This window comes from Bradyrhizobium acaciae, from assembly GCF_020889785.1.
Lineage (GTDB): Bacteria > Pseudomonadota > Alphaproteobacteria > Rhizobiales > Xanthobacteraceae > Bradyrhizobium > Bradyrhizobium acaciae.
This window is the reverse complement of record NZ_JACMYK010000121.1, coordinates 1-21,607: the sequence shown is the minus strand read 5'-3', so window position 1 is coordinate 21,607 and position 21,607 is coordinate 1. Positions and strand designations below refer to the sequence as shown.

22 protein-coding genes are annotated in these 21,607 nt (G+C 64.8%); 12 read left to right on the top strand and 10 right to left on the bottom strand.

The genetic code is table 11. The annotated features are described in order from the left end of the window. Positions 1 to 270, bottom strand: a 270-nt coding sequence (locus H8A92_RS31370; protein ID WP_274613519.1) for a carboxyl transferase domain-containing protein, incomplete at its 3' end; no start/stop codon positions are given. Positions 271 to 428: 158 nt separating this feature from the next. On the opposite strand from H8A92_RS31370, the gene H8A92_RS31365 reads away from it, so the two are divergent. Further along, on the top strand, positions 429 to 830 hold the full coding sequence (locus H8A92_RS31365; protein ID WP_229199307.1) for a DUF4260 domain-containing protein: 402 nt from the start codon (positions 429 to 431) through the stop codon (positions 828 to 830). Here the strand turns inward: H8A92_RS31365 and H8A92_RS31360 are convergent. Next, positions 823 to 1,623, bottom strand: a complete 801-nt coding sequence (locus H8A92_RS31360; RefSeq protein WP_229199306.1) for a PilZ domain-containing protein — start codon at positions 1,621 to 1,623, stop codon at positions 823 to 825. The genes H8A92_RS31365 and H8A92_RS31360 overlap by 8 nt on opposite strands. A gap of 164 nt (positions 1,624 to 1,787) precedes the next feature. On the opposite strand from H8A92_RS31360, the gene H8A92_RS31355 reads away from it, so the two are divergent. Beyond that, a complete protein-coding gene (locus H8A92_RS31355; RefSeq protein WP_229199305.1) occupies positions 1,788 to 2,789 on the top strand; it encodes a dienelactone hydrolase family protein in 1,002 nt (333 codons plus the stop codon). 150 nt (positions 2,790 to 2,939) lie between these two features. Here the strand turns inward: H8A92_RS31355 and H8A92_RS31350 are convergent, their stop codons facing one another. Continuing rightward, positions 2,940 to 3,866: a DMT family transporter gene (locus tag H8A92_RS31350; protein WP_229199304.1), complete on the bottom strand. Its 927-nt coding sequence runs from the start codon at positions 3,864 to 3,866 to the stop codon at positions 2,940 to 2,942. 163 nt (positions 3,867 to 4,029) lie between these two features. On the opposite strand from H8A92_RS31350, the gene H8A92_RS31345 reads away from it, so the two are divergent. Then, complete coding sequence (locus H8A92_RS31345; protein ID WP_229199308.1) at positions 4,030 to 5,385, top strand: aminotransferase-like domain-containing protein; 1,356 nt, start codon at positions 4,030 to 4,032, stop codon at positions 5,383 to 5,385. Between the two features lie 24 nt (positions 5,386 to 5,409). Here H8A92_RS31345 and H8A92_RS31340 read toward each other — a convergent pair whose 3' ends face one another. Then, positions 5,410 to 6,066 (bottom strand): carboxymuconolactone decarboxylase family protein, encoded by a 657-nt coding sequence (locus H8A92_RS31340; RefSeq protein ID WP_229199303.1) that lies wholly within the window; start codon positions 6,064 to 6,066, stop codon positions 5,410 to 5,412. An 81-nt stretch (positions 6,067 to 6,147) separates the two neighbouring features. Continuing rightward, on the bottom strand, positions 6,148 to 6,960 hold the full coding sequence (blaOXA, locus tag H8A92_RS31335) for a class D beta-lactamase (RefSeq protein ID WP_229199302.1): 813 nt from the start codon (positions 6,958 to 6,960) through the stop codon (positions 6,148 to 6,150). A 56-nt stretch (positions 6,961 to 7,016) separates the two neighbouring features. On the opposite strand from blaOXA, the gene H8A92_RS31330 reads away from it, so the two are divergent. Then, positions 7,017 to 8,228 (top strand): hypothetical protein, encoded by a 1,212-nt coding sequence (locus H8A92_RS31330; protein WP_229199301.1) that lies wholly within the window; start codon positions 7,017 to 7,019, stop codon positions 8,226 to 8,228. A gap of 13 nt (positions 8,229 to 8,241) precedes the next feature. On the opposite strand, the gene H8A92_RS31325 is transcribed toward H8A92_RS31330, so the two are convergent. Beyond that, positions 8,242 to 8,505 (bottom strand): EscU/YscU/HrcU family type III secretion system export apparatus switch protein, encoded by a 264-nt coding sequence (locus tag H8A92_RS31325; RefSeq protein WP_021081624.1) that lies wholly within the window; start codon positions 8,503 to 8,505, stop codon positions 8,242 to 8,244. Then, entirely contained in the window at positions 8,502 to 10,082 is a 1,581-nt protein-coding gene (fliK, locus tag H8A92_RS31320) for a flagellar hook-length control protein FliK (RefSeq protein WP_229199300.1), read from the bottom strand. The genes H8A92_RS31325 and fliK overlap by 4 nt, the downstream gene beginning before the upstream one ends. A 241-nt stretch (positions 10,083 to 10,323) precedes the next feature. Here fliK and H8A92_RS31315 point away from each other — a divergent pair, with 241 nt between their 5' ends. Together H8A92_RS31315 and H8A92_RS31310 are read left to right on the top strand one after the other, a co-directional pair. Next, positions 10,324 to 10,482 (top strand): hypothetical protein, encoded by a 159-nt coding sequence (locus H8A92_RS31315; RefSeq protein ID WP_229199299.1) that lies wholly within the window; start codon positions 10,324 to 10,326, stop codon positions 10,480 to 10,482. Positions 10,483 to 10,606: 124 nt separating this feature from the next. Next, positions 10,607 to 11,536 (top strand): phosphatase PAP2 family protein, encoded by a 930-nt coding sequence (locus H8A92_RS31310; protein WP_229199298.1) that lies wholly within the window; start codon positions 10,607 to 10,609, stop codon positions 11,534 to 11,536. Between the two features lie 75 nt (positions 11,537 to 11,611). On the opposite strand, the gene H8A92_RS31305 is transcribed toward H8A92_RS31310, so the two are convergent. Continuing rightward, positions 11,612 to 12,391 (bottom strand): ATP12 family chaperone protein, encoded by a 780-nt coding sequence (locus H8A92_RS31305; RefSeq protein WP_229199297.1) that lies wholly within the window; start codon positions 12,389 to 12,391, stop codon positions 11,612 to 11,614. Positions 12,392 to 12,461: 70 nt separating this feature from the next. Between H8A92_RS31305 and H8A92_RS31300 the strand changes: the two genes are divergently transcribed. The 6 genes from H8A92_RS31300 to H8A92_RS31275 all read left to right on the top strand — a co-directional run bounded on the left by H8A92_RS31300 (position 12,462) and on the right by H8A92_RS31275 (position 19,135). Next, positions 12,462 to 12,917, top strand: coding sequence for a hypothetical protein (locus tag H8A92_RS31300; protein ID WP_229199296.1), 456 nt, complete (start codon positions 12,462 to 12,464; stop codon positions 12,915 to 12,917). A 1-nt stretch (position 12,918) separates the two neighbouring features. After that, a complete protein-coding gene (locus H8A92_RS31295; RefSeq protein ID WP_229199295.1) occupies positions 12,919 to 13,143 on the top strand; it encodes a hypothetical protein in 225 nt (74 codons plus the stop codon). A 292-nt stretch (positions 13,144 to 13,435) separates the two neighbouring features. After that, positions 13,436 to 15,070: a multicopper oxidase family protein gene (locus H8A92_RS31290; RefSeq protein WP_229199294.1), complete on the top strand. Its 1,635-nt coding sequence runs from the start codon at positions 13,436 to 13,438 to the stop codon at positions 15,068 to 15,070. After that, the gene (locus tag H8A92_RS31285) at positions 15,070 to 17,256 is read left to right on the top strand and encodes an alkaline phosphatase family protein (RefSeq protein ID WP_229199293.1); all 2,187 of its coding nucleotides are present in this window, start codon (positions 15,070 to 15,072) and stop codon (positions 17,254 to 17,256) included. The genes H8A92_RS31290 and H8A92_RS31285 overlap by 1 nt, the downstream gene beginning before the upstream one ends. Positions 17,257 to 17,462: 206 nt before the next feature. Further along, a complete protein-coding gene (locus H8A92_RS31280) occupies positions 17,463 to 18,521 on the top strand; it encodes an MBL fold metallo-hydrolase (RefSeq protein ID WP_229199292.1) in 1,059 nt (352 codons plus the stop codon). 155 nt (positions 18,522 to 18,676) lie between these two features. Then, positions 18,677 to 19,135, top strand: coding sequence for a GNAT family N-acetyltransferase (locus H8A92_RS31275; RefSeq protein ID WP_229199291.1), 459 nt, complete (start codon positions 18,677 to 18,679; stop codon positions 19,133 to 19,135). 34 nt (positions 19,136 to 19,169) lie between these two features. Here H8A92_RS31275 and H8A92_RS31270 read toward each other — a convergent pair whose 3' ends face one another. Further along, positions 19,170 to 20,384, bottom strand: a complete 1,215-nt coding sequence (locus H8A92_RS31270; protein ID WP_229199290.1) for an amidohydrolase family protein — start codon at positions 20,382 to 20,384, stop codon at positions 19,170 to 19,172. A gap of 126 nt (positions 20,385 to 20,510) precedes the next feature. After that, positions 20,511 to 21,607 (bottom strand): RluA family pseudouridine synthase (locus H8A92_RS31265; RefSeq protein ID WP_229199289.1); only part of this gene is annotated, 1,097 nt, incomplete at its 5' end.

The following is a 21,607-nucleotide window of genomic DNA, read 5'->3' as shown; positions in this document are numbered from 1 at the left end:
GGCGAACACGAAGGTCTTGCGGCCGTTGACCGTGCCCCAGCCGGTGACGACGCCGTCGCCGGGGATCTTGGTCTTCTCCATGCCGAACTCGATCGAGCGGTGCTCGACGAACATGTCGAATTCCTCGAACGAGCCCTTGTCCAGCAAAAGCTCGATCCGCTCGCGGGCGGTCAGCTTGCCGCGGGCGTGCTGCGCCTCGATGCGCTTTTCGCCGCCGCCCAATTTCGCGCCGGCGCGCCGCTCTTCGAGGGTGTCGAGGATATCTTTCATTTGTTTCCGCCCGTGTTAGCTACAGTCCGCGTCACGGCCGAGGCCGGGACCGCTTCGTTCGGATGGCTTTAGCACGGCCATTTCGGAACCGGAAAGGCGCTTGTGAACGGGTTTTGGCGCCAAAACGGTAGGATTTTCCGACATCTGGGGAGACGGCAATGACCGATACGACTGCTGAGACGACCGGCGCTGCGACCGGCAGGGTGCGTGCCCTGCTCCGGTTGGAGGGGCTGGTACTGTTCGTCGGGATGACCGTGCTCTACTACAAGTGGGATGGGTCCTGGCTGATCTACGTCCTGCTGTTCCTGGTGCCGGACTTAAGCTTTGCGGCTTACCTGATCAGCCCGCGGGCCGGCGCCATCGCCTACAACGCAGCCCACACCTATATGGCGCCGGTGGCGCTGATGACGCTGGGTTTTGCCGGCGAAGGACCGCTGGTGCTCTCGATCGCGATGATCTGGCTCGCCCATATCGGGATCGACCGCGCGCTCGGCTACGGGCTGAAATATTCCAGAGGCTTCGGCTTCACCCATCTCGGGCGAATCGGAAAGCTCAGCTGAACTGGACGCCGATCCGGCCCTTCCTGCGCCAGACCACGCGGCAGCGTCGCTCGGTCGCCTCCATTTCAAGCACAAGGCGGAAGCTGTCGGGGATTTCGGCGGGATCGGTCGTCTCAACTGCGGCACCGGATGCCGAGAGGTTGCGGACGAAGCAGGTCACGCTGCGCCGTGCAAAGCTGATCCGCGCCGCCCGCGCGACGTTGCGCCGGGATGCCCGGCGCTGGTCGCCGGCAACCTCGCTCGTCGCGCCGGTCAAGAAGCCGGAACGGATCCTGCCCTGCAGCCGGACCTCACTCTGCATGTCGAAATGCTTCAGAATACGCGGTCTGCTTCCAATCACGGTCAATTGCAGCGACGCGAGCAGATGCTCGACCTTCAGTCCATTGCCGAACGGCAACAGCAGCCGCTCGCAATCAACCTGCTGGTCGTTGGCATCGACGGTGGAGAACACCATGTAGACCGCGCAGCCGCTCGCGGCAGATTCCTTCGCCGGCCCGAGCGTGATGCGCCGGAGCGACATCGGGACAACCTGCTCCATGGTCTTCCCGGCCCAGCCGCAGTTGAACACCTCGGCGACATTCTCGCCCTGATACATCGCGCGGAACTTGCGCAGGCGCCCTTCGCCTTCGACCGCCCATGCCACGAGTTGCCGGGGATCATGCATCGCGGGATCCGGCCTCAACTCCGCGAATGCGGGAAACGGCCGGCCGGCGGCCAGCCGATCCCACTGTTCCAACAATGCGCGCTGGCTTGTCGACCTGATCGCGTCAGGCGCAATGAACCTGAAGGTCATCTGCCCCTCTCATCTCGCGTCAGCGCGCAAGGTGGGCAGCTCTGCTTAAGGATCACTGAAACCTGATCCGTAACTGTGCGGGACCGTGCGGCGGACAGCATGAATTACCACTTGGCATGGTTAGCGCGCACTTTACAGTTCGACCGATTCACAGGGGGGAAATCATGCTCACCTACGGTCGCCTGGCCGCCATTGGCGCGGTGCTTCTCAGTGTGCTGCTGTTCGCCTGCATCGAGACCAGCGCTCAGCAGATCCCGAAGGAGATCGCGTCGCGCACCGAGATCTACGGCATCCCCTCGCTGACGATTTCCGACCAGCAATTCCTGACCGGCGACAGCAACGGCAAGCCGGTCACCGTCGGCGGCGAATTCCGCATCGCGCAAGGCACCGGCCGGCTGCCGGTCGTGGTGCTGATGCACGGCTCGAGCGGCGTCGGCGCCGGGATGGACGGCTGGGTGCGCCATTTCAACGCCATGGGCATCTCGACCTTCGTGATCGACGGCTTCTCGGGCCGCGGCCTGACCGCCACCGGGCCGAACCAGGCGCTGCTCGGCCGGCTCAATTTCATCATCGACATCTACCATTCGCTGGAGATCCTCGCCAAGCATCCGAGGGTCGATCCCGAGCGCATCGTGCTGATGGGATTCTCGCGCGGCGGCCAGGCCACGCTCTATGCAAGCCTCGATCGCTTCAACAAGCTCTGGAACAAGTCCGGCGTGCAGTTCGCGGCCTACATCCCGTTCTATCCGGACTGCTCGACCAGCTATCTCACCGACACCGAGGTCGCGGCGCGGCCGATCCGGATTTTCCACGGCGCGCCGGACGATTATAACCCGGTGGCGAGCTGCAAGGCCTATGTCGCGCGGCTCGAAGCCGCCAAGCGCGACGTGGTGCTGACCGAATATCCGGATTCCGCGCACGGCTTCGATGCCGGGTTGATCGGCAACAACACGGTGGTGGAAGCCACGGGATCGCAGACCGTGCGTCATTGCACCATCAAGGAAGGCGAAGGCGGCGTGCTGATGAACGCATCGACGCAGGCGCCGTTCAGCTACAAGGATTCCTGTGTCGAGCTCGGCCCGCATGTCGGCGGCAACCCGACCACCGCGCTCGAGGCCCGCAAGGCGGTCAGCGATTTCCTGCAGGCGCTGTTTAGGCTCGGCTGAGCCATACGGCCATCTTTCATTGCCGTCATTGCGAGGAGCGATAGCGACGAAGCAATCCATTCTCAGCTTGTGGAGCCATGGATTGCTTCGCTTCGCTCGCAATGACGTGGATTGAGCAACGCGCACCGCGTCCGTCACCCGAAGGAGCGGCTAGGCGAAGCGGCGCGCGAACACCACGCAGACGACGACGAGCATGGTCGCCGCGATCATCGACCATGCAACCGGCTCGTGCAGCAGCAGCCCGGCCAGCGCGAGGCCGAAGAACGGCTGCAACAGCTGCAACTGGCCGACGCTGGCGATGCCGCCGATGGCAAGGCCGCGATACCAGAACACGAAGCCGACCAGCATGCTGAAAACAGAGACGTAGGCGAGCCCTAGCCACGCCGGCGCGCCGATGCCCTGCCAGCTCGGCGGCAGCGTCATGATCGTCATCAAGAGCACCACCGGCGCCGAGAGCACCAGCGCCCAGGAGATCACCTGCCAGCCGCCGAGCCGCCGCGACAGCGCCGCGCCCTCGGCATAGCCCAGGCCGCAGACGACGATGGCCGCGACCATCAGCAGATCGCCGGTCAGCGACGCCGATCCGTCGCCCGACAGAGCGAATGCGCCGACCGTTGCGCTGCCGATGCAGGAGAACAGCCAGAACAGCGGCTTCGGCCGCTCGCCGCCGCGCAGCACGCCGAAGATAGCGGTCGACAGCGGCAACAGCCCGATGAACACGATCGAATGCGCCGAGGTGATGTGCTGGAGCGCCAGCGCCGTCAGCAGCGGAAAACCGATCACGACGCCGAGCGCGACGATGGTCAGCGACACCAGGTCCCTGCTCCGCGGCCGTGGTTGCCGCAGCACGCCGAGTAGCACGGCGCCGAGCAGTGCGGCGATCACCGCGCGCGCCGAGGTCAAAAACAAAGGCGAGAACCCGGCCACGGCGACGCGGGTGGCCGGCAGCGAGCCGCTGAAAATGATCACGCCGAGCAGGCCGCTGCCCCAGCCGTCCAGCGAAGCGCCGCCGCTCCCGTCGCCCGCCCAGGATTTCCCTGACAACGTCTTCCCCGACAATGTCTTCGAATCGCTCATCGCGCACCTCGTCTTTCGCGGGCGAAGTTAGCGGCGACGGGCTGGCCAAGGCAGTAACGGATCAGTACAATATCGCCAAACTGTATGGGTCAAGGTAGGCATACACTTGCGGCAACCATCCAACGATCGCGCGGCGCCGAAGGCGACCCGGACCACCGACGTGATGAACGCGATCCGCGCCAGGATCGCGAGCCGCGCGCTCGCCGCCAACGACCGCCTGCCCTCGATCCGCAGCTTTGCTGCGACCATGGGCGTGTCGCCCTCGACCGTGGTCGAGGCCTACGACCGGCTCGCCGCCGAGGGGCTGATCCGGGCGCGGCCGGGCTCGGGCTTCTATGTCTCGTCCGCGGCGCTGCCGCCGCTTTCGCTGGCCAAGGACCAGCCGCAGCACGACCGCGCCGTCGATCCGTTCTGGGTGTCGCGGCAATCGCTCGACGCCGCGAGCGGCGCGCTGAAGCCGGGTTGCGGCTGGCTGCCCGCCGACTGGATGCCGACCGAGGCGCTGCGGCGCGCATTCCGCGGTCTGGCGCGGGCCGAGGACGCGGTGCTTGCCGATTACGGTGCGACGCGCGGCTCGCTGGCCCTGCGCCGCACGCTGATGGCGCGGTTCGCTGACGAGGGCCTCGAAGTGTCGCCCGAGCAGGTGCTGCTCACGATGTCCGGCACCCAGGCGATCGACCTGATCTGCCGCTTCCTGCTGCGGCCCGGCGACACCGTGCTGGTCGACGATCCCTGCTATTTCAATTTCCGCGCGCTGCTGCGCGCCCATCAGGTCAAGCTCGTCAGCGTGCCCTACACGCCTGCGGGCCCCGATGTCGCAAGCTTCGAGGCCGTGCTCGAAGCCGAGCGACCGCGGCTCTATATCACCGTGTCCGGGCTGCACAATCCGACCGGGGCGACGATGTCGCCGCAGACCGCGCACCGTGTGCTGAATGCGGCCACCGCCTGCGATCTCACCATCGTCGAGGACGACATCTTCGCCGATTTCGAGCCGGAGCCGTCGGCGCGGCTCGCCGCCCTCGACGGGCTCAACCGCGTGATCCGGATCGGCAGCTTCTCCAAGACGCTGTCGGCCTCGTTGCGCTGCGGCTTCATCGCCGCGCGCGCCGACTGGATCGAGCAACTGGTCGATCTGCAAGTCGCGACCGGGTTCGGCGGCCCCTGCGCGGTCGCAACCGAAATCATCGCAAGCGTGCTGGCGACCGGCTTCTACCGCAAGCACGTCGAGGAGTTGCGCCGGCGGCTCGTGCGCGCCCGCCGCGACGTCGGCGAGAAGCTGCAGCGCATCGGCATCGAGCCGTGGCTGATGCCGCGCGGCGGCTTCCAGCTCTGGTGCCGCCTGCCCGACGGCTGCGATTCCGCCGACGTGGCGCGCGCTGCGCTCGCCGACAACATCGTGCTGGCGCCGGGCAACGTGTTCAGCACCACGCAATCGGCCACCGGTTTCATGCGCTTCAACGTCGCGCAATGCAGAGATCCGAAACTGATGCCGGCCTTGCAGCGGGCGATCGGACGCTGAGGCGCGCCCGATCGATGCAGCGCCCTACTTCTCCCCAACCTTGAACGGCTCTTCCTTACCCGGCGGCACCGTCTCCTCGGCCATCGCCAGGATCATCGCGACCATCACGTAATTGCCGGCGAGCGCGGTCAGATCGACGATCTGCTGGTCGTTGAAGATCCTCTTCGCGCGCGCATAGGTCTCGTCGGACACCTTCTTGGTCGTGGTGAGCTCGGTGACGAAGTCGTACACGACGGCCTCGTCGTCGGCCATCTTCGACGGACGGCTGCCGGCCTTCAACTCGGCGATGACGTCGGCGGACAGTCCGGCCTTGGCCGCGAGCGGCGCATGCGCGAACCACTCGACCTGCGAGCGCCACTGCCGGCCGATAATCAGGATCGCGAACTCGTTCAGCCGCGTCGGCACCGAAGTCTGCCAGCGCAGATAGTAGAACAGATCGTAGAGGCGCTGGCCGAGCACGGGGCTGCGGATGATCGGATTGTAGGGCCCGCCGATGCCGACGCTCGACACCTTCATGATCTGCTCGCCGAGCGGCTTCTGCAGATCGTTGAGCTGATCCATGGTGAGCTGCGGGAAGCGCGGCTCCTTGCTGGTGGCCGGCGCCGAAAACGCCGTGGCTGCGAGCCAGCCGCCCGCCGCGGCGAGCGTGAGCGATGAGAGCCAGACTGTTGCCGAACGCATGATTTCCTCCGCTTTGATTTACGGGGGATGCTAGTCGAGCTTACCCGCGATCACCAGCCGCGGCGCGCGCAGATCAGCTCGTCACAGCGCGACGATATCGGTGAGGCATTGCTGCGTGACGCTGATCCGCGCGTCGATCTGCGCCTGGGTCTTGCAGTCCATGTTCATCGCGAACACCGTGACGTCACTGCCCTTCTCGGACCAGCCGACCAGCCAGCCGAGGGATCCGTGCTCCTTGTCGGTCAGTCCGGTCTTGGCGCGAATGACGGCCTCGCCAACCTTCGTCACCGGAAGGATGTCGCACACCAGCTGCTGGCTGCGCTTGCCGACCGGCAGCACGCCGCGGCGCAGCCGGTCGAGGAAATCGATCTGTTGCATCGGATCGATGCGCAAATTGCCGGAGACCCAGAACCGGTCGATGCCGCCGCCGATGTCGTGGTTGCCGTAGTCGATGATGTCGAGATACTTCTTCATCCGCTCCTCACCGATGCGGCGGGCGATCTCCTGGAACACCGGGAATGCCGACACCGCGATCGCCGAACGCAGCGTGTGATCCTTGTTCCAGGCCTCAATGCTGCGGGTTGTGCCGTCCCACTTGAAGACGTCCTTGTCCGGGTCCTGCACCACGCCGGTCTCCAGCGCGATCAGCGCGTTCGGGATCTTGAAGGTCGAGGCCGGCAACCTGCCCTCGCCGGAGCGGGTCTTGTCGCTCGCGATGATCAGATAATCGTCGATCTTGTAGCCGACGAAGGTGCCCTCAGTGCCGAGATCGAAGAACCGCTTCTGCAGATCCTCGCGAAACTCGCTGCGCTGGTACGACACATTCGCAAAACTGCGCGACGGCAGGATGGTGGCGGCGGCAAGCAGACCGAGCGCATGGCGGCGATGGATCACGGGAGACCTGGGCGAGTTTGGTTGGCGACGATGGTGGATGCCATCGTACTAAAGCAATGACCGGCAAAATGCCAGATCGGGCATTTCACCGCCAACTTGCGGACGCAATTCGCGCCAAGGTTGAGACGCTTGGAAAGCTCGAACAGGAGCGCGTCTTGCGTGGGCCGCTAATCATCATTTTCTGCGTCGCTGCCGGCCAGGCCGCCGCCGAGGCGCCGTTCGTGCCGCCCGGAACATCTCCACCGGACTATGAGCTAACCACTACGGTTGCGAAATCGATACCCTATTATCCGAAGGAGAGCGATCAGATCGTGATGCATCACGATCATTGGACCCGGGTAACCCGCAGCAAGGCCTCGCCAAGCGGCGCGTACTACGCGAACGACGGAGTTGCTATCACGTTCAATGCCCGAGGAACTTTTGTCAGGCGCGGCCGCTTGCGCTGGAACGATATCGATTACGAGGCGCACAACACAGGTGAACAACAGACCCATCTCGGCGAAAGCTGTACGGTTTGGGAAATTCTGCGAAGCAGGCCGGACTATGGTCGCCTGAAATTGTCTGAATCCAGCTGCGTGACTGATGATGGCATCGAGCTGTGGCACAGAGCGATGTACGGAAGCGATGTCCATGAATCGGTCGAGGCGACGAAGATCGAACGCCGGTCTGTTTCAGACAACGAGGTCAATCCGCCACGCTCCCTGCTGGCGTTAGACTCGCCGGAGCAGGACGCGCCAGAACGTTCGACAAAGCCGGATTATGAGGTCGTCATGGAGCTCTCGGTCGGCGCCGACCGGCCAACGCCCGTGATCCGTACGGTTCGCCAAAGCGGCCTGTGGCGGTTCACGGAGGAGATCGATGGCCCACGTCGCAATATCGCAATCACTTACGATTCGGGGACGCGACTTAGCTACGAGAGCGACAGCGCCGGGGTTCCCAATCGACTCTCGATCTGGCCATTGAAATCAACACTTCCGGTATCGACGAGCGCGGCGCTACCCGACCCACGATATGCACCAAAGGATTTAGGTCGAAGCGACACGATCCTTGGCGAGACGTGTCGCTGGTACCACATGAACCCTGGGTGGACACACGGCTTCACATTGGCCTGCAAGACCGAAGACGGGATCGTGCTCAAGGAGGAGTCCCATTCAAGAATGGACGATCGGACATGGACCGCCGTCCGCCTGACACGGCGCCCGATCTCAATCGATGAGATCAAGCCTCCCGCCGAACTGCTGGAGCCGCGCACGTGGGGCCTCGAATGACGCGCGTCTCGCGCTAGCGCGCCCGGCCCGACATCCGCAGCACGAACACCAGCACCTCGGCGACGGCCTTGTAGAGCTCGGCCGGGATCTCGTCGCCGAGCTCGACATTGGAGAGCGCGCCGGCCAAGACCTCGTTCTCCTCGATCGGGATGTCGTTGGCCTTGGCGACCTCGATGATCTTGGCGCCGATCGCGCCCTTGCCTTTCGCCACCACGCGCGGCGCGCCGGCGTGGTCGTAATGCAGCGCGACCGCGAGCTGGTTCTGCGTCTCGCTCATGATGCGCGGTCCAGGAAATGGCCGGCGCGCGCGGGCGCGGGTTGCGGCGGACTGCCGTCGCGGATCTCGATGTCGCCGGGCGTAAGCTCTGCCCTGGTCAGCGCCTGGCTCAGCTCGGCGGTGCTGGCGCGCAACTGCGCGGCAGTCGAGGGACGCTCGGCCCACATCCGCACCGAGGTGCGTTCGCCGTTCAGCGAGACCAGCGCGTGCACCGGACCGGCCGGCTCGACGTCGAGTGTGAAGCGCGCCCGCCACACCCGCTTGGCGGCTTCGACCTCATTGCCGCCGCCGTCGCGGGAAATCTCGAACTGCGCCATCGCCGTGCCCTGCTGGGTCAGGAACGGGATCTCGAAATTCCAGCGCGGCACCATGGCGTCGAGCTGCGTGCGCGCACCATCGCCCTGGCCCGGCAGCGAGGCGACCTGCAGCAGCGTCTGCCGCGCCAGCGCCGCGTCGGTGTTTTCCAACAGACGATGCGCGGCGGTTGCGAGCGGCGCGCCTGGAGCAATCGACGGCTCTGCAATCGCCTGGGCCGACGGCAGCGCGCCATGAAACGGCGGTGGCGGCGTGTTGCCGCGTACGGGCACATCGCCCGGCAGCATCTCCCTCGGCACGGCACCCTGCCGTCCCGGATTGCCGAGTTCGTGCAGCGCTTCCTGGATCAGATTGAGCGTGCCGCCCGCGGACGGGCCGGCATCGAGCGCATCCGCAAGTGCGCCGGCGAGCCCGCTGGCGCCGCGGATCACATCCTCGGCGACCGGGACGCGGGCCTGCGGCAGCAATATCTCCTGAACGTCGAGGCCGGCCGTGCCCGACGGCACGAGGCTCGGCGCCGTGGCGACGCTCGGCAGCGCCGGTTGTTGAAGTGGTGTCGACGCAGGCTTGGCAGCATCGCCGGCACCGAGCGAAGTCAGCGCCTGGCGCAGCACGATCAGCGCGGCCTTCAGATCGGGCGCGCTACCGCTCGGCGGCGCAACGCCCGCAGCGAGCGTCGCCTCCAGCAGCAGGCCGGATTTCTGGAAGCCCGCCTTGATGGCATCGCCGCTCAAAGTCCCGTCGAGGCCGGTCTGCTGCGCCAGCACCTGCGCGATCGCGGCCTGCAGCTTTGGCGGCAGATTGGCTGTCGCGACCGCCGTGAGATTGGCAAACAACGGAGCCTGGCTGCCCTGCACCGCTGCCGCAGTCTGCGCCGTCGCGGTGATGGTGACGCGCTCCAGCGGCGTCAGTGCAACCTTCGCCGCCGTGGCGGCAGGCTGAGCTATCGACGTGGCGTCGGTCGCCGCCGGTGATAATTGCACGGCATCGCCGGCATCCACGCCTGATCCAACCAGTTGCAGGCGGACGCCGTCATTGGTCTGCGACACCGCCAGCTGCAGGTTCTGGCCCTGCTGCAGCGGCACCTCGGTCTGGACGTCGATCGACAGGCTCGCAATCGCGATCCGCACCAGGTCGGCGAACAGCACCTTGAGGACCTGCGCGCTGACGATGCTGCCCGCCTCGAGCGTGAGGTCCGGCGCAACACTGCCCGCCTCGTTCGAGGCGAACACCGGCAGCACGGGATTGACGGCGATAACCATATTGGGGGTCTCGGCCAGGCGCGAGGGACGAGCCGCAGGCTAGCCCGGCGCCGTAAAGGTCTCGTTAATCTTAAGTGTTTGATTTCAATTATCTCGGCGCGCTATGCGCCCGGCGTTCCGGGTTTGATCGCCGATCGATTCACCGGTTTGTGCGCCTGCACCGCTCCCTGATAACGGGCGGTGGACCTCTTCCTGCGCCCGACCGTCATCTCCGATGAGACCGTCGAGAAACGACTTTGCGGTGATCCACCTCAAGCGTGTGGTCGGCCGGATCGGGCTGGCGACTGAGCGCAGCCCGGCAATCTGGCAGGCGATAGGCTGCACGACCAGCAAGTCAACCGGCGAATCGATGAACGTCTGGCAGGCATGGATTTGCGCCGACGCCCCCGGGGACGATTAACCCTCCCCGAATACCTGTGGGTAACTCAACGCACCGCCGCAACCGTGGATATTGATCGCGCGCTGGTTGTGGTGGTAGCCTATTGCGATTTCAAGAACCGGCAATTTGGATGAGTAAAATTGGAATGGACCCGCCAGCGCTCTCGGCGCTAGCGACATTAGCAGACTCCCAACAATCCGAAGCTATCAACGATCCCGGTCTCTGGCGCATCATCGCCGCCATCGCCGCGATCGATGCCATCTGGCTCTATCTGTCGGGGCATCGGATATCGGTGGCCCCAGCGGCCGGCGGTGGCTTCGTTGCGCTGATCGCAATCGGTCTGATCTACAGCAGGATCAGGCCGGATCATCACTTAGCGTGCTTTGCGGCAACATCCACACGACTCGCCGCCTTCAACATCGTCGCCATTGTTCTGAGCTATCTTGCAGCATCAGCGCATTTCCCGCTCGTCGACAACGATCTCGCTGCGGCCGATCGCGCGATCGGCTTCGACTGGCTCGCATTCTTCAACTGGACGAAGCTCGAGAACCCGACGATGGGTTGGACGTTGGATCTGGTCTACGAAACCATCGTAATTCAGGTCTTCGTCATGCTGATTGTATTGAACGCGACCGGAAGGCTGGAGCGCGCAAGGGAGTTTAGCAGACTGTTCGCGACCACGCTGCTGCTTATCATTCCGCTATCGATGTTGCTGCCGGCTGAGGGAGCTTGGGCCCACTACGGCGTCGCGCAGCTGACGAGCGCCTATTACCTGCCTGACTTCTATGCGATCCGCGCTGGCTTGATGCGAACCATCGATCTTGGGCACGTCACCGGGATTGTGCAGTTTCCGTCGTTCCACGCCGCTCTCGGGCTGATCCTTATCCTTTCGGTGCGCGGCACATTCTTGTGGATCCCGTACCTCGCGCTCAATGTCGTGATGATCGTGTCAGCCCTCACCGCCGGCGGGCACTACCTGACCGACGTCATCATAGGCCTCGCGACTGTTCCCGCGGCAATTCTGATCTTGCGGGCCTTGGCTGCAGAACCTCTGCCGCAATTGCAAGCCGCATAAACGCAAAAAGACCCCGCATCCCTCTCGAGGATACGGGGGCGATCAGACGCCGTTGAGCCTCGATGCGATTTCGGTTCAGCTCGGGCGAAACTCCCGGAGAATGCCGGCGGCGGCCTTGAAATCGACCTGCCGGGCGGCACGTCGCGCGGCCACCTCCTCGTCGACGCCCCATTTCTCGATATTCCAGTCCTCGTCGACATGGGCGGCGGCCCAGACCTGATCCTCGTCGCGCACGCCGTGCGCCAGCGCCAGCGCCAGCAGCGCCGAGCCGGTCAGCGTCGTCACCACATGGAGCGCCGCGACCGACCACGGGTCGGTCGGGAATGCCGCACGTGCCGCCTGGATGGCGGGCTCGGGCTGGCCGACATGCATGACCCCCTCGGCCATCACGAAATGGGCGCCGAGCGCGTCCGCAGCCCAGAACAGGATCGGGTCCCAATGCTGGGCCTCGCGCGCCACCAGCGTCTCGGGATGGCCGGCGCGATAGAACAGCAGGTCGCTACCCAAGAACTTGGCCGCGTCGTCGGCCACCTCGTCGACGCGATCGATCACCCCCTCGATCACGCTGTTGGCCAGCCGCGTCAGCGGCATCGTCACGGGATCGATGGTTTCGCCCTGCGCATTCCATTCCGCCGCAACCCCATCCGCAATCGCGCGCGTCGGCACCACGACCGGCTTGCCGGACGGCGAGCGGATCTGCTTGCCGTCGAGCGTGATCGAAAATCCGCCATCGGCATCAGCGACGCCGGCGCTGGTGTAGAACCGCTTGCGCTGCGGCGTGCGGATATGGCGCCGCACCGCCTCCTGCGGATCGAGCGGAGATTGGTCTGGGACGTCATCGAAGAGTTCGCGCATCGCGCCGGCCGGCTTTCGTTCGGGAGGATTTCGCTGCAGGATATGCCAGGGGCAGCGGCAAATAAAGCTGATGGAACGCGGCAAATTCCTCGCGGGTTTTTCGCTGGCTGCGGCGGCCTTCTGGGCTGCCGCCGCCGATGCCGGGTTCCGCACACCGGAATCGCTGATCCGCAACGTCTACGCCCATTATGGCAAAGGCAGCGCCGCATTTTCGAATGGCCTGCCGCGTGACGAGGAAACGGCGCGGCAATTCTTCGATTCCAGCCTGCGCGGCGCCTGGACCGCCCTGCACGACGCACCCTACGATTTCCTGGTGCAGAGCCCGACCTGGCGGATCGGCCCGATCTCGATCGCAATCCCGCGCCGGCAATTCGACAAGACCGATGTGACAGTGACATTCGACAATGAGGGCCGCGCGGTCACCCTCAACTTCATCGTCGTCAACGGCCCCGACGGCTGGGTGATTGCGGACGTCGAGAGCCCGCACGATTCATTGCGGATGTTTCTGGTGCAGTTCAGGCGTTGATGTGGCCCTCGACACGACGGCACATGACAGGATCGGCGCAACCGAAAAAATATCTGACGATTGCCTGCGCATCCTGCTTCCTCCACAATTCAGTCCGCGAATGATCCATCCGATTGATCGCTCAGCAGGTTTGAACATCGTGCCCGCGCTGTGCGTCGAAGTGACGCAAATTGCCGTCATCTGTGTGTTAAGAACCTGCCAGATTTCGGCAACAACGCGCCGCTAGCCTTCCGACACCAAACATAAGCATTGCCGACCGTTGCGGTCGCAAGACGTGGACTGACGTCACGTGTGACGCCGGTCGCGCGCTTGCGCGCGCGTGGCGGCGTATAAGCGGGGGCGGCGTGGCGCGACGACTTTCGACCGTTTGTTGTGTCATCGTCGCGGCTTGCCTCGGGCTTGCCGTGAGCGGCATGACGGCCTGGCTCGGTGCGACGGGCTTGCAGGCTACGCCACAAACGCAACGAGACGTTTGCGCGCGGCCCGAGCCCGGAAGCGCGATCGGGGAGCCCGGAGAGTTGCGCAGCCGCGACGGCATGCTCGAAACTGGTCTCAGCGTCCACGACGAGAAGCTTCCGGATGGAACAAGCCGCTACTGCTACCTGACATCGGACGGCAAGCCGTCACCGACCTTGCGGTTGAAGCCGGGCGATCAGCTCGTCATCCATTTCAAGAACGACCTCGTCGACCTCGATACGGCAACGCCCGCGATCGACAAGCCGCTCGCCGGAGCGCCGATCTGCACGACCAGACCGAAAGTCGACGCTTGCGCGAGCGGCGCGATGACGCCGATCTCGACGAATCTGCACTTCCACGGGCTGACCGTGCCGCCGGTCTGCCACCAGGATGATGTGCTGAAAACCTCGATCCAGCCTGACGATCCGCCGTTCGAGTATCGCCTGCGCATTCCGGACGACGCGCCACCCGGCCTCTATTGGTATCACCCGCATCTGCATGGCTTCAGCAAGATGCAGGTGCTCGGCGGCGCCTCCGGCGCGCTGATCATCGAGGGCATCGAGCGCGCCGATCCACAGCTCGCGGGACTGCCCGAGCGCGTGCTGGTCATCCGCGACCAGGATCTCGTCAATCCGCACGCGCCGCCGTCGAAATCCGAGCCGGTCATGACCAAGAGCCAGCTCGACAATGATGGCGACGTCGCCAATTCCGGCACTGGCTTCGGCAAACCGTCGAAGGATCTCTCGGTCAATTTCGTGCCGGTGCCCTATCCGAACTATCCGCCGGCTCAGCTCAAGATGAAGCCGGGCGAGCGGCAGCTCTGGCGCGTGCTGAACGCCTCCGCGATCACCTATCTCAACCTCGCTTTGCTGGTCGGCCGCACACCGCAGCGGATCGGCATCGTCGCCCTCGACGGCGTGCCGCTGCAATTCCAGGGAAGCCCATCGCCGCCGGTGCAATGGGTCAACCATATCGGCCTGCCGCCGGGCTCGCGCGCCGAGTTCATCGTCGAAGGACCGCCGGCCGGCGCGTCGGCCTTGCTGGTGACGCGCGCGGTCGACACCGGACCCGCCGGCGAGAACGACCCCAACCGTGCGCTGGTTGCCATCACCACCTCAGTCGATGCGGGTGAGCCGCAGGCTGCACTGCCCGCGCACGTGGAACCGCTGCCGCGACCGGAGCGACCGTGGGTCGGCAATGTCGCACCGGTGCGCGTCAGAAAGCTGTTCTTCTCCGAACAGCCGGAGAATCCGAACGATCCGAACAGTCCGACCAAGTTCTTCATGACCCTCGACGGCAACCCCCCGGAGCCGTTCGACCCACAATCGGACGTTCCCGACATCACCGTGAGGCAAGGCGACGTCGAGGACTGGATCATCGAGAACCGCTCGATGGAGCTGCACGATTTTCACATCCATCAGCTTCACTTCCAGCTGCTCGACTGGTCCGGTGTCGCCGTCAACGAGCCGTTCCTGCGCGATACCGTCAACGTGCCCTACTACAACGGGCGGATGCTGAAATATCCGAGCGTGCGCCTGCGCATGGATTTCCGCGATCCCAACATCGTCGGCACCTTTGTCTACCACTGCCACGTCCTCGAACATGAAGACGGCGGCATGATGGGGCGGATCAAGGTCGCGCCGCGAGACACCGCAAGTTCCACCAAGCCGCTCAACGAGCACAAAGGAGAGCTTTAATGCGCGACAGACACAAATCACGTTGGCTGCAGGGATGCCGCCTCACCCTCAGCGCACTTGCGCTGGGTCAGTTCACCGCCGGCCCGGTGCTCGCGGAGGACTGGAATCATCATGGTGGTGGACACGAGACCCGGTCGCCGATCAAGCACGTGATCGTCATCATCGGCGAGAACCGCAGCTTCGACCACGTGTTCGCGACCTACGTGCCGCAGCGTTCCGGCGAAAGCGTGTTCAACCTGCTCTCTCAGGGCATCGTCAAGCTCGACGCCAACAAGAACGCGATCCCCGGACCGAACTTCGAAAAGGCGCATCAGCAGGCGGCCATGGATAACGGCCCGACCGATGCGTTCCTGCTGAGCCCGCCGAAGCAGAATTTCCCCAAAGACCAACTGCCGGCGCCGCTGGTCGGCGGCCCCAAGGTCGCCTACATCCCGAACAAATGCGGCAGTTCGCCGATCACGACCTGCGAGGCGTCGCTTGTGCTGGCGCAGCAGTCGGAATCCGGCCTGCCGTCCGAATACTACCAGTTTCTGCTGTCCGGCGGCACCGGCCAGACCTCGCAGACTCCAGACCAGCGCATCACCAATGTCAGCGCGCTGCCGGCCGGACCGTTCCAGCTCACCAACAACGATGCGATGCCTTACGACTCCTATTCGGCAAGCCCGGTGCATCGCTTCTACCAGATGTGGCAGCAGCTCAACTGCAACCACTCGGCGGCGAGCCGCGACAATCCGTCGGGTTGCGGCGGCAACCTGTTCGCCTGGGTCGAAGTGACCGTCGGCGCCGGCGCCAACGGCGCGACGCAGCCCTCCAACTTCTCCACCGAGTATTCGCCGACCGCGACCACCACGGGTGAAGGTTCGACGGCGCTCGGCTTCTACAATGTGCAGAAGGGTGACGTGCCCTACTTCACCTCGCTGGCGCAGAAATACGCGATGAGCGACAACTTCCACCAGTCCGTCAACGGCGGCACCGGTGCCAACCACATCATGTTCGGCCATGCCGACATGATCTACTTCAGCGACACCTACGGTAACGCCGCGGTCCCGCCGAACGGCACGCAGGTCTTCGGCGGTACGCCCGATGCCGGCATCGTGCATGAAATCGAGAATCCGAATCCGGCAATGGGCACCAACAACTGGTACACCGAGGACGGCTACGGCGCCGGCGGCAATGGCGGCTTTCCCGCGCCTTACCAGACGAGCCCAGTGTCCGGCGGCGGCTCCTACAGCGACTGCTCGGATCCGACCCAGCCCGGCGTCAAGCCGATCCTGGACTATCTGAAGGGAATCCGGATCAACGCGAATTGCGAACCGGGCCACTACTATCTGCTGAACAACTACAATCCGGGTTATTTCGGCAACGGCAAGAACGCCTACACCGACACCAACCCGTCCAACACGCCGTTCACGATCCCGCCGTCGACCCGCAAGAGCATCGGCGACAGCCTGAACGAGCGCAACATCTCCTGGAAGTACTACGGCGACCAGTGGAACAACTACGTCAACGATCCCTACCAGCTCAACTGGGGCGTCGCCGGTCCGACCGCCGACGAGTACTGTAACATCTGCAATCCGTTCCAGTACGACACCTCGATCATGTCACACCCGGAGCAGGTCGCAGCCCACATCAAGGACTCGGTTGATCTGTACGCTGACCTCTCCAAGCACTCGCTGCCGGCGGTCTCCATCGTCAAGCCGAGCGGCTTCACCGACGGCCACCCGTCGTCGTCCAAGCTCAACCTGTTCGAAGGTTTCGCGAAGAAGATCGTCGACCAGGTCCAGGCCTCGGACTACGCCAAGGACACCGCGATCTTCATCACCTTCGACGAGGGCGGCGGCTACTTCGACTCCGGCTATGTGCAGCCGCTGGATTACTTCGGCGACGGCACCCGCATTCCGCTGATCGTGGTGTCGCCGTTCGCGCGGCAGGGCCACATCTCGCATGAATATGCCGATCACGTCTCGATCCTCAAATTCATCGAGCGGAACTGGCGCCTCGAGCCGATCACCAACCGCAGCCGCGACAACTTCCCGAACCCGGTTGCGGCGCCCGGCAATCCCTATGTTCCGGTCAACAGCCCGGCGATCAGCGACCTCTTCGACTTCTTCAACTTCGACGGCGGTGGCCATCACCATCACGGCGATGGCGACGGCAACGATCAGGGCGGCAACTGGAACGACTGACGACCGCACCTCGCGATACACCAATCCGCCGGCCCGAAAGGCCGGCGGATTTCGTTTTTGCCAGACGCAACGCCAGATTTTATCCGGCATCAGAAGAGTACATCCCGCATGATCACAACGTCTCGATACGGTGGTCCGGACGCTTGTGGCGCAGCACGAACTTCGGCAGTCTCCGCAATCATCGGAACGACACCGGAGCCGGCAGCATGCGGCGCTTTATTCTTCCGACGGCCCTGCTGACCGCGATCTGGTTGCTCGTTCCGCTTCCCGCCCAGTCAGCGCCTTGCCTGCTCGTGACCTTGACAGGCACGATGAGCGGGCCGGCCCTGATCAATGGCGTCGCCGGCGCCGGCACCCTTGTGCGCTACGGCGACGACAGCGCGGACTGCGGCACGACGAAGCTGCAGTTCGACGCCGGCCGCGGAACCATCTTGCGGCTGTCACAGTTGAACATCGATCCTGAACAGATCGATGCTGTCTTCTTCACCCATATGCATTCAGACCACACCGAGGGCTTCGTCGACCTTCTGCTCGCGCGCTGGAACTGGAGTTCCAGCGGAGCCAGGCTCGATGTCGTCTGCAGCAACGATGTGTCGTCACCGCTCGGCTTCACGATGAGCTGCGGCAGGTTCGTGGCACATATCGGTGACGCCTTCATCCAGTCCGGTGAGATCGCGCAACGGATCTCGGAGGACAAGAGGCGATTGGCGGGCGGGCCCGGCGAGCTCGCGCACCTCATCACATTCGAGCCGAACGACGAGCCGCAGGTGGTCTGGGCGAGAGGCGACGTCAAAGTCAGTGCGATCCGCTCAACCCATGTTGCCGGCCACGCCTCGTATCGCGTCGACACGCCAGCCGGCAGCGTCGTGATCGGCGGCGATGCCAGCAACGACAGCCCCGCGCCACCCCGCCCGACCTCGACTTCCGCACAGGTCGAGAAGCTGGCGCAAGGCGCCGAGGTGATCGTGCACTCGACCATGCACCCCATCATGGGTCCGGAGCGCGACAGTGGCATGCCGCCTCCGGTCTTCTACCGCCAGAGCCTGACGCCTGACCTCGGCGCCATGGCGAAACGCACCGGCGCCCGATTCCTGATGCTGACCCACCTTGCGCCCCAGGTCGGGGCAACGCACCACGGCCCCTACAAGGTGCCCGGCGGTGCGCTGACGGAGGCCGACTATCGCGCCGCGGCCGAGGCAGGCGGCTTCGCCGGCACGACGATCGTCGGCTCCGACCTCGCCACATTGCGCATTCCGGACAAATAGACCGGCGGCCATCGTCATGGCGACGATCCGCCCGGCAACCGATGACCGTACCGCGCGACGGCGGATTTCGTATGCGCCGAGGCGGATGTCCATAGCCTGCCCGAGGCTGTAACGTGCGGCGACACCGGTCTCGTCCGCATGGAAATCCTGTTCAAATGACACGCATCGTCTTCCGCAGGGCCCAGCCCGCCGACCTTCCGGCGATCATTGCCCTCCTCGCCAACGACGTCCTCGGACAACAGCGCGAGGATGCAAGCTCGCCACCGAACCCTCGATATGTCGACGCATTCGAATCCATCCTCGCCGATCCCAACCAATTGCAGGCTGTGGCAGCCGTGGACGACGAGGTGATCGGCACGCTTCAGCTGAGCTTCATCCCAGGATTGGCACGCATCGGCGCCTGGCGCGGGCAGATCGAGGCGGTCAGAATTGCTGAGGCGCACCGCAGCTCGGGCGTCGGCCAGCAGATGTTCGAATGGGCAATCGCGCAATGCAGAGCGAGGGGCTGCAATCTGGTGCAGCTCACGACCGACAAGGCACGCCCCGATGCGCACCGCTTCTACGAACGGCTTGGATTCGTCAGCAGCCACATCGGCTACAAGCTGATGCTCTGACGACTGCTAGGCCGGAGCCGGTCTCCGGTCGGCTTCACGGTTTCTGATAGATCACGTGGCCCGCGCGGATCGTGGTGCTCACTTTCGCGAGATTGCCGACGTCGGCCAGCGGATCGCCGTCGAGCACCACGAGATCGGCATCGAAACCCTGCTCCACCTTGCCCTTCTTCGCAGCCTTGAAGAACCGCGCCGGGTTGGTCGTCAGCGAGGCCAGCACCTGGCGCTCCGACAGCGCGCGGTGCATCAGCTGAACCTCCAGCGTGGTGTCGTACTGCTTGGTGAAGCCGACATCGGTGCCGAACAGCACGGTGCCGCCGTTGTCGGAGAACTGCTTGAGCTGGTTGACGGTCGCGGCCACCAGACGGTTGGTGACGTTGGGATCGAGCACGACGGTGGTGAACAGCCCGAGCGTCGGAATCAGCGCGGTGCGCTGCGCCTTGAAGCGTGCCAGCTGATCATCGGTGTAGGCGCGCTCGCTCGGCGTGGTGTGGGCGAGCACATCGACATCGGATGCGATCACCGTCTCGACGCCGACCTTGTTCTGCGGATGCGCGAACACCGGCCGACCCTGCGCATGCGCGACGTCGACGGCCGCCTTCGCAATCGCCGGGTCCATGTTGATGACAGGCTTGTCGCCCATGAAAGCGCCGGTGAACAGCTTGATGCCGTCCTCGCCCATCGCGAGCCAGTCGCGCGCCCATTTCGTCGCCTCCTCGGGCGTGGCGACTTCGGGCAGCTGCACCTCGCTCGGGACGTAGACGGGATGCCCGCCCTTCGGGAAGATGTTGCCGGCGAGCAGGATGGTGGGACCGGCGACCTCGCCCGCCGCGATGCGCCTGCGCAGCGGCAGCGTGTTGTTTGGATCGGAGCCGAGGTCCCAGACCGTGGTGAACCCCCAGCGCGTCAGCATCTCCTGCATATGCTGCGTCAGCGGCGCGGCCGGCGCCGCGCCGGCATGGTGCCAGACATGTTCCGTGAAATGCACATGGCTGTTCCAGAACCCGGCAACGACGGTCTTGCCGCTGCAATCGATCGCCCGCGCATCCGCGGGCACCGAGACCTCGCCGGACTTGCCGACCGCGCTGATGACGCCGTCGGAGATCACGATCACGGCATCAGGGAGCGCGGCCGCATCGGCCGATGCGTAAAGCGTGCCGCCTTTGAGCACCACGGTCTCGGCGTCAGACGCGGCCGGGGTGACGGCCAAGCCGATGAGCACAAGCGCGACGCGTAGCCAGAGCCCGGTCATGGACAGCCTCTTTCAGGATTGCATGCCGGCAACGGTCCGGCGCGCGGCAACATAGAGGCTGTGTGTGACGCGGTTTGATCGTTCTTGCTGTGCGCGAGGGATAGTGAGGCGACGCGGCCCGCCTCGTCACTCCTCCGGCGCGTTCTCGATCGGATCGAACCGGTCGGCCTCGAGCCCCAGCAGATTCCAGGATTGCAGCATGTGCGGCGGCAGCGGCGCGCTGACATCGATCACGCCGCCGCGCGGATGCGGAATCACGATGCGGCGGGCAAGCAGATGCAGCCGGTTCTGCAAGCCGCCGGGCAGCTGCCAGTTCTCCTTGTTGAAATATTTGGGATCGCCGACGATGGCGTGATCGATATGCGCCATGTGGGCGCGCAATTGATGGGTACGGCCGGTCACCGGCTTGAGCGAGATCCAGGCGAGCTTGGTCGCGGAGGCCTCGACGACGGCGTAATAGGTCACGGCGTGGCTCGCGCCCTCGTCACCATGCTCGGCGATCCGCATGATGCTGTCCTCCTCGCTCTCCTCCTTGGCGAGGTAGGTCGAGATCCGGCCCTGCTTCGGCTTCGGCACGCCGGCGACCAGCGCCCAGTAGATCTTGCGCGCGGAGCGATGGCGGAACGAGCCGGTCAGTGCGGTGGCGGCAAAGCGCGTCTTGGCGATCAGAAGGCAGCCCGAGGTCTCCCGGTCGAGCCGATGCACCAGTCGCGGCTTCTGCCCCTTGGCGTCGCGCATCACCTCGAGCATCTGGTCGACATGGCGTGTCATGCCGGAGCCGCCCTGCACGGCAAGACCGGCCGGCTTGTTCAGCACCAGCACGTCGTCATCTTCGTACAGCGTCATGTCCTTCAGCGCCTGCAGCGTCTTCGCCTCGGCCTCCGAGAGCGTGCCTGAAGTCTTCGGCGTGTCGAGCCGCAGCGGAGGAATCCGCACGCTCTGGCCCTCCTCCAGCCGATCCTTCGAATCGGCGCGCTTGCCGTTGACCCGAAGCTCACCCTTCCGGACGATGCGCTGGATATGGGAGAACGACAGGCCCGGAAACCGCGCCTCGAGGAAGCGGTCGACGCGCATGTTGTCCTCGTCGGCGGTGACGACGACGGTCTGCACCTTGGTCGGCAATGGCTGCTCGTTCACCGGCTTCGCGGCGGCCGGCTCCACGCGCTCCTGCCGATCGCGGCGCGGCTCGGCAAGGCGCGGCGGCTTGGCCGGCCCGCGGTGCG